The sequence below is a fragment of the Thiorhodovibrio frisius genome (assembly GCF_033954835.1).
Lineage (GTDB): Bacteria > Pseudomonadota > Gammaproteobacteria > Chromatiales > Chromatiaceae > Thiorhodovibrio > Thiorhodovibrio frisius.
Genome location: NZ_CP121471.1, coordinates 2,770,607 through 2,783,497 on the forward strand (window position 1 = coordinate 2,770,607; position 12,891 = coordinate 2,783,497).

Genomic DNA, 12,891 nt, shown 5'->3' on the forward strand with positions numbered 1-12,891 from the left:
CAAATCTCTCTCCAATTGCCCGAGCCATTTTGGGGACAGGAGGTGGAGATTCTTATTGTACCTATTTCAAGGTCTGATACACGATGACAACCATCGCGATTAAACTTCCAGACGGTGCTTTCTCGGCTCTGCGGAAGGATCCGCGCGAAATGGAAGCCGAGATGCGCCTCGCTGCCGCCGCCAAGTGGTACGAGTTGGGCCTCATCTCGCAGGAAAGGGGGGCTGAAATTGCTGGGCTGTCGCGTCTGGATTTCATACTCGGTCTGTCCCGACTGGGCGTTTCGCCGTTCCAAGAGGACTTGGATGACGATGTCTGATTGCGTTATCGTCAACGCATCGCCATTGATTGGGCTCTTGCGGATCAAACGCGAGGGGCTGCTGCCTGCGCTATTGTATCGCGACCCTGATCAAATTTCCGGAGGCACCTGGGAAGCGCTTGAACGACTGATGAAACGTGCAAATTATTTTTTAACCGGCCTTAGAAAAATGGATCTGGCACGTTCTATTGCCCCAAATATGGACCCCAAGAATAATAAATCATGCAGCTTTAATGCATTCAAGGATGCTCTCGATGCGGCGATGGCCTGGAAATAGAAATGTCCATTACTGAATTCATCAGCCAGGAAGTCCTGCTCCCCCGACTGGCCAAGCACCAGGTGCTGGCTGTCTATGACCCTGAGCGTCGCTACCGGGATCTCTGTCTGGCCCTGGCAAGCGAACAGCGCGAAGTGGTGGATGCCTCTGAATCCAGCATCGACAGCCGTCTTGCGGCGCTGAACGCGCTCGGACGGCTCGGCAACCAAGAGATCCACGAACTGCTGGTCTATGTGCCCACTCCCAAGCCCCTGAACGAGGAAGACCAGCAACACGACCCCTTTGCCCTCTACGCTGCCTGTGGCGCGGTCTTTCCAGAAGGCGATGGCGATGATTACCAGGCGCTCTGCCTCAAGGCCAAGCCGGATGATGCCACTCAGGTGCGGGCGGTCTTTGCCGAGAATGCCAACCCGAGCTTCGCGGTCATTGATGCCATCGGCGCCGGTGGCCTGGGCTGGCCCAATCTCCGTGCCCTGCTCAATCGGGAATCGAGCCGCGACATCCTGTTCGACCTGTTGGCGCCGAGTCCAAAACAGCAAACCCGGCTCAAGGACAATGAGGCTTGGGTGAAGGAGGCGCGTGACCTGCTCAAGAGCAGTTTTGGCTTGCGCCTCAAGACCAAGGGCAAGACCTGGTCGAGTATCGCCGATGAGTTCTGGCGCTTTCTGTTGTTCAGCGAATTCGCGTTCGATCTGCCGGAGTCCTTGCCCGCCGCATTGGAAGGCGTGCCTCGGGCAAGCGATGCGTCGCGCCTGCTGGTCGAGGATCTCTGTGATCGGCTGCGCAGCGACCTGCGCACCCAAGCCCGCTACATCGAACAGGCCGAGCGCGTCGAGCAGGAACTCGACCTGGCTCAGCTCTGCGCCCAACTCTGCGCCCAGCCGACCGATCTTGGCACGCGCGACACCTTTGCCTTTGAAGAACGCGCCTTTCTGCGCCAAGCCATGGCCGCCTTGCTCGCGGACGACAGTGACCAGGCGCGCGCCATTTTGGCCCAGCACCGGGGGTCGGTCTGGACGGGCAAGGGGGAAAGCCAAGCCCAGTGGGATCTCTTGCAGGCGACCGCTACCCTGGTGGACACCTGCGCCGATCTTGATCGGGTGCTCGGGGATCACAGCGCGGGGCTGGAGACGCTGGTGGATTTTTATGTGCGCCAGTTGCGGGAGATGGATCGTTTACATCGGGAGTTTGAGCAAGCCGTCAGCGGCTACGCCTGGCAAGACGCGGAGGGACTGATGCAGCCGGTGATCGATCAGGGGCGCCAGGTCTATGGCCAACTGGCAAGCCTGGTGCAGCAGCGCTTTACCCAGCATCTGCAACACACCGGCTGGCCCTTGACCGGCCGACTCAGCAACACGGAGGTCTTCGATACCCTGGTCGCGCCGCCGCTCCAGCAGAGTGGCCAGCGAGTGGCCTATCTCCTGATTGATGCGCTGCGCTACGAACTCGGCGTGGCACTGGAGCGCCAGTTGGCAGAAGACGGCCAGGTGGAGTTGCGCGCCGCCATGGCACCACTGCCCAGTATCACCCCGGTCGGCATGGCGAGCCTGTTGCCCGCCGCGCAAGCCGGCTTGCGGCTGGTGAAGACCGATGGCGAGATCACGCCCACGCTCCATGACCAGGCGGTGACCACTGTGACTCAGCGCATGGACGTGATCCGCAAGCGCTATGGGCAACGCTTTCAACAGGGGCGGCTCGATGATTTCGTGCTGAAGAAACTCAAACTTGACCCGGATGCCGATCTGTTGGTGCTGCGCTCGGTCGAGATCGACAGTCAGTTCGAAAACCATCCGGACAGCGCGCCGGGCGAATTGACCAATGCGCTCAAGCGCATCCGCGTTGCCGTCACCATGCTCAAGGCACAGGGATTCCGCGAGGTCATCATCGCCACGGACCATGGCTTTTTCATGAACACCCATGCCGGCCCCGGCGATTCCTGCACCAAGCCGGTCGGTGATTGGCTCTGCGTGCATGATCGTTGCCTGCTCGGTCAGGGCGCGGAAGACCGCCACCATTTTAATCTGCCGACCGAGAAGCTCGGCGTGCGCGGCGATTTCGCCCGCTTGGCCGGCCCCTTGAGCCTGGCGGCGTATCGCAGCGGGCTGACCTACTTTCATGGCGGGGCGTCCCTGCAAGAATTGGTGGTTCCGGTCATCCGCCTGCAATTGACCGCCGCCGATCAACCGAAGTTACAGCAGGCCAAGGTGGCCCTCAGTTACAAGCAGGGGATGAGCCGGCACATCACCACACGGGTGCCCGTCTTTGAGGTGGCGGTGGAATCCCAGGATCTGTTCTCCGAAGATGGCGAGTTTGAAATCCTGCTCGAAGCCCAGGACAAAAAGGGCAATGTGGTGGGTGAGGCCAAACCGGGTGGCCTGGTCGATCCCGCTTCGGGCACCATCACCCTGAAACCGGGCGATCAGGTGAAAATCACCCTCAAGATGAGCATGGAGTACGAGGGTAAGTTCAAGGTGCTGGCGTTAAATCCCAATACCATGGGCCTCTTCGCGCAATTGGATCTGGAAACGGATTACACGGTTTAACCCCATGGATGCACTTGACACGAAATTGACCGGTGTCTTTGACGGCAAGGTGGTGCGCAAAGATCTGCTCCACCGCATTAAGAAAGGCACCAATGTCCCGACCTTCGTGCTGGAGTTTTTGCTGGCGCGCTTCTGTGCCAGTGATGACGATGACGAGATCCAGGCCGGTCTGGAGGCGGTGCTCGACACCTTGCAGGACAATTATGTGCGTCCCAACGAGGCCAATATGGCGCAATCGAAGGTGGCCACCAAGGGGAAATACCGGTTCATCGACAAGGTGCATGTCAACTATGTGGAGAAGGATAAACGCCACTGGGCAGCGCTGGAAAATTTCGACTCGCGCCGGGTGGCCATTGGAGAGAAGTTTTACCGGGATAACGATCGCCTGCTCCAAGGCGGCCTGTGGGCGGAAATCGCCATTGCCTACAACGAAATTGAAGACGACGATTACACCTTTTATATCGAAGACCTGCGCCCCATTCAACTAAGCCGCTTTGACTATGCCGCCTATTGCGAGGGCCGCAGTCAGTTCAGTCGAGAGGAATGGCTGGATGTCATCCTGCGCTCCATGGGTCTGGAACCCGCCAAACTGACGCACCGGGTCAAGCTGCATTTCATCGCCCGCCTGCTGCCCCTGGTCGAGCCCAACTACAACTTTATTGAACTGGGGCCACGGGGAACCGGCAAGTCGTATTTCTTTAGTGAATTTTCCCCTTATTCCACCCTGATCAGTGGCGGCCAGGCGACCAAGGCGACGCTCTTCTATAACAACCAGCGCAAGAAGATCGGCCTGGTGGGCTTCTGGGACACGGTGGCCTTTGATGAGGTGGGCGGCATCAAGATCAAAGACCCCGACACCATTCAGATCATGAAGGACTTCATGGCCAATGGCCGCTTCTCACGCGGCGTCGAGGTCATCGCCGATGCCTCCATGGCCTTTGTCGGCAATCTCGATCTGTCCGTGTCGCAGATCGTCAATTCCGAGGTCTACGATCTGTTTCAACCGCTGCCCAAGGAATTCGACCTGGCGATCATGGACCGCTTCGCCGCTTACTTGCCCGGCTGGGAAATGCCCAAGAACAGCAGCGAATTTCTCACCGGCAATTACGGCTTCATCACCGATTACCTGGCGGAAGCCTTCCATCACCAGTTAAAGCATACCAACCGCTATGAGGAAGTCAGCCAGCGGATCAAACTCGGCCAAGCCGTTGAAGGCCGTGATGAGAAGGGCATCAAGAAGACCGTCGCGGCCTTGCTCAAGATATTGCATCCGTCTGGCCCACCCGATGATGACGAATTCGATGAATACGTCGCTTATGCGACTGAATGCCGGCGGCGCGTCAAGGAGCAGATGAACAAGCGCAAGTCAGACGATGAATTTGCGCTGATCAATTTATCCTTCATCAACAGCAAGGGACAAGACACCATTGTCTTCTGCCCGGAATCCAAATCAGCGATCGCAACCCAGGAACCCGCGCGGAAGAACATTCATCATCCAACGGGTGAGAGTGATCAAAAAAGCGCACGACCATCGGTGCCTTCAGTGAAAACAGAAGCGGAAACACCGGCCCCGGAATCATCGTGTGCCGATTTGCAGGAAGCGATTGAACCCATCATCCCCGTCCTTAAAGAACAGCATTTCACCATCCAGTACGGCGCGACAGGTTTCAGCTACGAATCGCTCATGAGTCCCTATTTGGTTAATGCGAAAGCCGTCCTGATCGAAGATCCCTATATCCGCGCCAATCACCAGATCCAAAATTTCGTTCGCTTCTGCGAGACCCTTGTCAAGCAAGCGACCATCAGAAAAATCACCTTGGTCACGTCCTATGATGACAAAACAGACCTGAAAGAAATGGCAAGCCGGCTCGATGAACTCAAACAAAGCCTGTTGGAAATGGATATTCAACTTGAAATTAAAGTCAACGAGAATTTACATGATCGAGAAATCCGCATCGACAATGGCTGGATCATCAAGATTGGCCGAGGCTTGGATTTCTACCAAAAGCCAGATAGCTGGTATGGCATTGGATCAACCGATTTAAGCTTAAGACGATGCCTGGAAACAAAAGTCGACATCTACCAAGGATAATCTTTCTCCTCTGCTCCATGGGAGCTTCACGGCGACATCCCGGCCCAAGACAGAACATGAATTTGCAACAGCGATCAATTGTTCCTTGTTTTCGCTCAGCACGATCAGGCTTCCTCAGACAGGATTCTCGCGCGGTAGCAAGGAATCGGCATACATTGGCCGGATGTCGGTATAGCGACTGGCCGTGTAATGGGCGGTGATCACCGCCAGCATGAGCGGCAGTACAATCTGATAGTCCATGGTGAGTTCGAAGACCATCAGGATCGACATTAGCGGGGCGTGCGTGGTACCGGCGAGCATGGCGCCCATGCCCACTACGGCATAGGCGTTCGGGGTTGCGGTGCCGTCGGGCAGCAGAGTATGCACCAGGGTGCCGAAGAGTGCGCCGAGCATGGCCCCGACGAAGATGGTCGGGGTGAAGGCGCCGCCAACCGCACCCGAGCCATGGGTCGCGGCCGTTGAGATGATCTTTAGCACCAGCACCGTGAGCAAGGCCTGCCAGGCCCAAGGATCGCGTAACACGGCGTTGACCACGCTATAGCCATTGCCCCAGACCTGGGGTTCGTAGACCGAGATCGCGCCGACCACCAGTCCGCCCAAGGCCATACGCCCCGCCAAGGGCATCGGCAGCCGGCCAAAAAAGTGGTGCGAGCGCTCCAGCAGGCTCAGGAATGCCGGCGCCAGATGACCGGCGAGGATGCCAAGGACGAGGTAAAGCGCGAGTTCCCAGTCACTCACCAGGCTAAATGCCGGAATCTGATAGACGGGTGCATAGCCGAGAATCTCGTGGACGGTGGTGTTGGCGATCACCGCTGCGATGATGAGCGGGCCGATATACTCCAGGGCGATGGAGCCGAGCACAATCTCGGCAACAAAGAGGGTGGCGGCAATGGGCGCGTTGTAGGCCGAGGCGAGTCCAGCGGCGGCTCCGGCTGCGACCAAGAGCCGCAAGCGGTCGCGTGGGAAGCGGCTGATGCGTCCCATCGCCGAGGCGACCATGGCGGCAAGCTGCACCATCGCGCCCTCGCGACCGATGGAGCCGCCGGAGGCGACGGTGATCAGCGATGAACTGGCCTTCACCAGACTATGGCGCACACTGATCCAGCCATCCCCCATCGCGACGGCCTCCATGTAGTCGGTAGTCGAACGTCCCTTGAGACGCCCGCCAATCTGCTGCAAGATCAGTCCCGCGAGAAGACCACCGGCCACCGGCAGCAGCAGTCGCTGCCAGGGTGCCAGCGCCTCGGCTGCCGCGACCAGGCCGTTCTCTTGGCCGCTGACCAGCCATTCGAGCATCCGAATCCCCTCGCGGAAAATGACCGTCACCAGGGCACCGAAGAACCCGGCCAGGGTCGCCATTAACAACAACAAATAGAGTTCGGTTCGGCCCGCGGCGAGTAAGAGCACCGCGCGCTTGGGTAATTGTGCGGCAGCGCCCAAGGCGGTACTTGCTTTGATTGGGCGCTCGCCGAGTTCCCAACGATGTTTCCAACGCACCATGGCAGTTGCCATCAGGGCAAGCAATACTGCCGTCATCACCCAGGCCGGCGCCCGAGCGCCCACCGGGGCGATGGCGTCTTCTCCGGCATTGTTCGCAGGCGCAGCGGGTGTCGCCGGACAGTCAGACGTCGGCATTGGCGTGTCGGAGACGACCGTCGACCCGGCGCCTTCCGAATCATCAGTGCCCCGCTCGGCCTCGCCAGCCACAGGAGGTTCAGCCTCGGTCTCCGCGCGGTTGCTCGCCAGACGGCTCTCATCGGCTAAGTCCGGACAGAGAATTGGTTGACCGCTGCGCCGATGCTCGGCCCACTCTTGGGACTGGCGCTGAACCTCTGCACGCGCCGAATCGGCGTCGATTCGCTTGGCTTGTTCCAGGTCGGGGACGCGAAGAAGCCCGCCAACGCGCAAGACGCCATTGAGATTGCACGAAGGCGAGAAGGCGTCTGGATTCGCTTCCAGCAGCGCCAACATGATCTGATCCCTGGTCGGCCCACTGGTCAATTCAGGGTCGGCGTAGAGGCGGCCTGAAATTTCCCAAAGCGTCTCGCCGTCTCGCACCGGCCCGAAGGTCTGATCAGCTGCCGAACATGGGGCCGGGCTGAATGCGAATCCGAGCAGCAGGCCCATCAGCCGCAACCAGAGCTGGTATCGAACCCCTTTCAAGGTGGTGTTATTGGTCGTTGGAACTAGCGGCTGGCGCCTGCAACTCCAGCAGCACATGTTGGTCGCCGCTGAAGATGTCTGTTCTCAGGGTCTCGATCGCTTGCAACCAGTCGGTTGAGTCCTGGCATCCGGCATCATCGCCACTTCGGCAGGCATTAACCTGATCGCCGTCGATTATGAGATGCAGCCCCGGCAGCGGGCGAATGCTGGGCATATCCGTTGCTTGGGTCGCGAGATCCATCATGGAGGGACGGTCATCGCCAAGCAGAGCGAGCAGGAGCGCAGGTAATTGATACAAGGGTAGATCACCGACCGCCAGCGGGCCGCGCTGTCCATCAATGACGACCAGCGGCGTTTCCACCTGGGTGCGAAACATGCTGTCGGTGAAGTCTCCGCGTTGGCTAGCGAGAACGCCCGATTCAGTATAGCCGCCAAAATTGGCGCCAAGAAAGGGCGGATGGTCACCAAAGAGCACGATCAGCGCGTCCGGATCGGCCTGTTGCAGCGTATCGAGAAAGGCCATGAGCTCCCGCGACTTGTAGTACATGGTGTTGGCATAGGCCGCAACAATGTCATGGCCTTCTGCGGCGGTGATCACTGGAGGTCGGCGATCGTTGAGCGGGTAATGCAGGTGGCCGAAATAGGTCAGCACGTAATTGAAGAACGGCGTCGGTCCGCTCAAGGTCGGCTCCAGGCGCTCAAACACCTGACGGTACAAGGACTCATCGCTAAGAAATGAGCGATTCATGTCGTCGAGCTCGAAGTCCTTGTCGGCCCAATAGGTCTCGAACCCGATCCGCCGATAGGCGTTGATCCGATTCCAAAAGGACGCCGAATTGGGATGCGAGACCAGGGTGCGGTAACCGGCGTCCGCCAGATGCTTGGGCAGACAGGGGGCGTCGCGGCGCAGGCCGCCTTCGAAAAAGACATTGTCGCGGTTCACGGGGAAGCCGCACAGCACCTCGAATTCTGTGTTGGCCGTGTAGCCGCCGAACACCGGTGCTAGGGCATGCGAATATCCAGTCTCTGCCCAGAGCGCGCGGAAGGCCGGATCGATTGGATCGGCGGACAGCTTGGAGGCGGTCAGCACCATGGGGTCCCAGAAGGATTCCAGGACGATCATGTGCAGGTTCCGCTGCGGCCGGCCAGTGTCGGCGACCGGAGCAACAGCGCCTTGGATGCCATTATCTCCAATGGAACCATTGAGCACGGCCAGGGCTGAGCCAACCTCCTCGCGCGTCGGGGGAGTCTCGCGCCGGGAGAGATTGCGCGCGGTCTCCTGGAGCAGATGGATAGGCAGGCCGCGCATCTGGAAGTTGGCGCGCTGATCCCACACCGAGAAGCCGAAATAGCGATCCATGGCCTGGGTGATGGGCGCTGGATGACTCACCACCAACCCGATTCCAAGGGCGAGAAGCCCCAGGTTGATCCAGGTCGAGCGTCGGCGCCAGGCCATCATCCAGCCGAGCAGCACCAGCGGCGCTGCGACCATCAGGACGGCACCCGCGAACGCCCAGCCGTCGAGCAGCATGAACATGTTGCGCGCAGCGACGAAATCGTCCGGCGCGACGGGGCCGCCAAGAATTGAGAGCTTCAAGGCGTTGCCAAGGGTGAGGGCCGTGAACAGGGTCGCGCAGGCGATCATGAAGCGCGGCAGGGTGCGCGCCATCCCGAACAGCAAGGCGCCGAGCAGCAGGTGCGCGCTCAGGTCACGCGCATAGGTCGAGGGCCAGGGCTTGACCTGCAACAGCAGTTGCATGGTCGTTTGAGCCAGGACATACCAGAGCACGACGAACGACAGGGCGGCAACCCAGGCAAGGGGCGCGCGGTGGGCAGAGAAGGATGACAAAAGAGGCTTCACGGCGGTTGGTTGGAGTCGATCAGATCACCTTGGATTTCAGGCCCAATGACCGACAGCAGATTAGCGGATTGTCACGAAACTGTCATTCACTCGTCATAAAACCCAGCGGTTCTCGTTGTCGGCCCCGCATCAACCCGCCATCGCCGCTTTCATCTCGGACGGGAAACTCACGTCACTTCCTCTTGCGAAAACACAGGCGAATGCGGCCAAGCCCAGCACTTTAGGGGGCCGACAAGTCAAGCGCCTCGCGATGCACCAGCTCCCAGCCACTGTAGAGCAGCACCAGCGCATGCAACTGCGCCTGGCCCAGAGGATCACGCACGCGCGCATCCCCAGCGTAGCGCTTGAGCTGCGCGCGGGCATCATTGAGCAGGCGCTCGCGCTTGTCCGGGCTGTCCTCCGAGCGGCTGAGATATTTCAGCTCGATCAGATAGGCATGGCGCATGTCGGGGAATTTGAAATAAAAGGGCGCCAGATATAGATCGACAAAGCCCCCGGCCTGCTCGGACTCGGAAAACACCCGAAAATACGGCGACAGATTCAGCCAGGCGAGCAAAAAGCCCTGGATCATTTTCTCGCCTTGCAGAAAATCCCTCACACTGGCCTGAGCGCCAATCTGCTCGGCCAGATAATCAAAAAACGGCATCCACTCCCCGCGATAGGCCATGCGGTTGAGCTTCTCGGCGATGTCATAGGAACTGGGGGAAAAGACGCCGGCTTCCTGGTAGCCGTCGCGCAGATAGCCATACATCAACTGGCGCACGGTGCGATTCGGGATCTTCAGTAAGGGTCGTCCATCGCGCTCCCCGGCAAAACTGACGAGTCCCAGGTAATAGATCAGGGAGATGAAATTGTCCTGCCGCAACAAGCCCTCGGCCGGGAAGCTGGTCTGTACCTGCGCGACCACCTCGCCGGATTCGATAATGGCGCGCAGGCGCGAAAAATTGCCGTTCAGTCGCGGCGGCGGTTCGGCCCGAGCGGAATCCGCCAGCCGTTCCCGATCACTCAGCTGCTGATCAACCTGCACCAGATGGCGCAGCTTGCCGTAGTCGATGCGCACGTTGTGGTCGATTAGCTCATCGGGTGGCAAACTGCGCTGCACCAGCGCGCGCAGGTAATAAAGCGCCATGTCGCTGTTGACAATGGGCGCTTGGCGCGAGGGATGAAAATGATAGTGGTTGTACCACTCATCAATCACTGACCGATGGGCGGAGAAATCCTGTCCAAAGGCCGCGAACAGGGTTTCCATCTCGGCGTGGGTAAAGCCGAGCAAGGCACTGAATTCCGGCTCCAGACTGATATTGGTCCCGATATTGAACCCACTGGTCACGTCATCGAGCGTAATCGGCGAGACGCCGGTGATAAACAGCCGCGCCAGCCCGCTGCCGGTGCGCCCGGCGGTTTCTTTCAGGAGCGCGAAGAAGTCCCGAAAAAAAACCGCTGCTATGGGTCAGCTCCCGATAGGCCTCCCGCCCGACATTAACCAGGATGTTGTTGGCGAAGTTGTCGTATTCGTCGATGAACAAAAAGAGTTTCTGATCGACCGCGAGCAGCTCTTCAACCAGACGTTCCAGGCGCCGGGCAATGGTGGCTTCCGCCAACACCGCCTGCGCTAGAGAGGCGGGAATCCGCGCGGCATGGCGCTTGAGAAATCCGGTCAGGATAATGCGGGTATAGGCCTCAAACGACTCCTCAACCAAAGCCGGACTGGAGCGCACTCCCGACAAATCGAAGCGCAGCGTCAGATACTGCCCTTTCTCCGGTGTTGGATTCTCGCTAATCCAAGTGTCTGCAAAGAGCGTATCGAAACGCTCCACCCAGTGCGCGTCGTAGTAGCACTCCATCACTGACTGCAACAGACTCTTGCCAAAGCGGCGCGGTCGAATCAGGAACAGAAACTCCCCGGCCTGCTCCAGCAACGGAAGATAGGCGGTCTTATCGACAAAATAATGCCCGCGATCACGCAGCTTGATAAAATCCGCCACGCCATAGGGAATGCGCCAGGGCTTGCTGGTTGCGTTCATGCTCGCCGTGCTCCGTATCCTTACCATCAGGTTTGCGACAGGATACCAATGCCCGTGGCGCGTCGGCAGCCTTTGGATGCAGAAAATCGACCCTTTTTCCATAGCGGCGCCGGTCTCGCCTGATCGGCCGAGAGAACGCGCAACATCCGCAAGCCCTCACGCGAGGCTCGCCAAGCGCCCGAGAATGGCGTATTTTTCTTCCAGGAGTTCAATCCTTCGACGGCGAGCGGGAGCACTGCGATCATGACGCCCGAATCCCTGGTGCGCGACACCCATGACCTTTTTTCGTTTCCTGAAGCGGCGCTCCGAATCAACGAGCTGATCGACCATCAGGCGACGACGATTGAAGACCTCGCCGAGGTAATACTGACCGACCCGGCGCTCGCGGCGCGTCTGTTAAGGCTGGTCAACAGTGCCCTCTATGCCAGGCAAACACCGATTGACACCGTCGCGCGGGCGATTCCGATGATTGGCTTCGGGGCGCTGCGCAATCTGGTCATGGCCACCGCTGCGGTCGAGGTATTCCAGGATTTGCCGCCGGAACGCATCAACATGGAGCAGTTCTGGTTTCATGGGGTCGCCTGCGGTGTCGCGGCCCGTGAACTCAACGAACAGCTAAAGCTCAAGGGTGGCGAGCAGCTATTCCTCGCCGGACTGCTGCATGGTATTGGCAAGCTGGTGTTTTTCAGCCGCTGCCCGCAAGATTATCTGAGCGTTCTTGAACTCATTGATCGTGAAGGCCTCGCCCCCGCAGCGGCCGAGGAAGCCATCTTCGGCTTTGACTATGCCACGCTGGGAGGCGAACTCTTGCATGCCTGGAATTTTCCTGATCGGATATGGCAAGCCGTGGCTCATCATCTGCACCCTGAAGGCGCCGAGCAATACCATCAGGAAGCCGAGACCATCCATGCCGCCGAAATCATCGCCGGAGTGGTTCAAGCCAACAGAGGTCAGTCAAACGAAACGGCACCACCACCCTCCCAGGCCATGGAAGAGATCACCAGCCGTCTTGGGTTGGACCAGGAACAGGTGACAGCCCTACCCCTAAACATCAGTTTGCAAGTGATGGATGTCTTTGAAATCCTGGTCCCAGGGGCATCAGTGATCTGGTGAACCCGTCCGACCCATTTGATTCTCACTCGCCACCCAAATCGCCGGGGCTGCGTGCGGATCCTGCGGAGCTGGAACAATGTCGACAACGCCCTGGTCAGCCGACCGCGACTTTCGGCCTCACCGGAACTGAGGGCGTCATCCTCATGGAACGCCGCCCACTCCCGACGGACATCGATGCGGCAGCCGAGGGAGACTCCTTGCCGAACGCCCAGCGATAACAGCTCCTCGCATAGGCCATCATCGGAATCACGTGATCCTGGACCTCTGGCAGCCAAGTCCGACCGGCAACCGGCAGAAACCCCAAACCGCCACAAGAGGTGGCAGACGCACACGGCACTCCACCGACCCCTCCAAAAGCGCTTCGAGGCCCTGCTGGGTGCGCTGCATAACTCCAAAGCCCGCGACCAAATGGCCGAGCAATGCGAGAGCGCCTGTCGCGCATCCTCCGACACGCAAACCCTATCTCCCCCTGAGGTTTTGGCCGCATAGAGGCCGCACTTG

Annotated in this window: 9 protein-coding genes; 5 read left to right on the top strand and 4 right to left on the bottom strand. The window is 59.3% G+C overall.

Annotated features, from left to right (window positions below; all coding sequences use genetic code 11):
* Window positions 1-83 precede the first annotated feature (83 nt).
* Genes Thiofri_RS12810 through brxL form a run of 4 tightly spaced genes read left to right on the top strand, consistent with a single transcriptional unit; the run spans window position 84 to window position 5,229 of the window.
* On the top strand, window positions 84-317 hold the full coding sequence (locus Thiofri_RS12810; RefSeq protein WP_009149696.1) for a UPF0175 family protein: 234 nt from the start codon (window positions 84-86) through the stop codon (window positions 315-317).
* Window positions 304-594 carry a hypothetical protein gene (locus Thiofri_RS12815; RefSeq protein WP_143741909.1) on the top strand — a complete coding sequence of 97 codons (291 nt, stop codon included), beginning with the start codon at window positions 304-306 and terminating at the stop codon, window positions 592-594. Before Thiofri_RS12810 ends, Thiofri_RS12815 begins: the two co-directional genes overlap by 14 nt.
* A 2-nt stretch (window positions 595-596) precedes the next feature.
* Window positions 597-3,137 carry a PglZ domain-containing protein gene (locus tag Thiofri_RS12820; RefSeq protein WP_009149698.1) on the top strand — a complete coding sequence of 847 codons (2,541 nt, stop codon included), beginning with the start codon at window positions 597-599 and terminating at the stop codon, window positions 3,135-3,137.
* Between the two features lie 4 nt (window positions 3,138-3,141).
* A complete protein-coding gene (gene brxL, locus Thiofri_RS12825) occupies window positions 3,142-5,229 on the top strand; it encodes a BREX system Lon protease-like protein BrxL (RefSeq protein ID WP_009149700.1) in 2,088 nt (695 codons plus the stop codon).
* 114 nt (window positions 5,230-5,343) lie between these two features.
* Here brxL and Thiofri_RS12830 read toward each other — a convergent pair whose 3' ends face one another.
* The 4 genes from Thiofri_RS12830 to Thiofri_RS12845 form a co-directional block, all read right to left on the bottom strand.
* Window positions 5,344-7,392 carry a ClcB-like voltage-gated chloride channel protein gene (locus tag Thiofri_RS12830; RefSeq protein WP_223296750.1) on the bottom strand — a complete coding sequence of 683 codons (2,049 nt, stop codon included), beginning with the start codon at window positions 7,390-7,392 and terminating at the stop codon, window positions 5,344-5,346.
* Window positions 7,393-7,399: 7 nt separating this feature from the next.
* The gene (locus Thiofri_RS12835; protein ID WP_223296751.1) at window positions 7,400-9,241 is read right to left on the bottom strand and encodes an LTA synthase family protein; all 1,842 of its coding nucleotides are present in this window, start codon (window positions 9,239-9,241) and stop codon (window positions 7,400-7,402) included.
* Window positions 9,242-9,473: 232 nt separating this feature from the next.
* Window positions 9,474-10,583, bottom strand: a complete 1,110-nt coding sequence (locus Thiofri_RS12840) for a PD-(D/E)XK nuclease domain-containing protein (protein ID WP_456129278.1) — start codon at window positions 10,581-10,583, stop codon at window positions 9,474-9,476.
* A 1-nt stretch (window position 10,584) separates the two neighbouring features.
* Window positions 10,585-11,277, bottom strand: a complete 693-nt coding sequence (locus Thiofri_RS12845) for an AAA family ATPase (RefSeq protein WP_323705222.1) — start codon at window positions 11,275-11,277, stop codon at window positions 10,585-10,587.
* Window positions 11,278-11,520: 243 nt separating this feature from the next.
* On the opposite strand from Thiofri_RS12845, the gene Thiofri_RS12850 reads away from it, so the two are divergent.
* Window positions 11,521-12,390 (top strand): HDOD domain-containing protein, encoded by an 870-nt coding sequence (locus Thiofri_RS12850; protein WP_009149708.1) that lies wholly within the window; start codon window positions 11,521-11,523, stop codon window positions 12,388-12,390.
* Window positions 12,391-12,891: the final 501 nt, after the last annotated feature.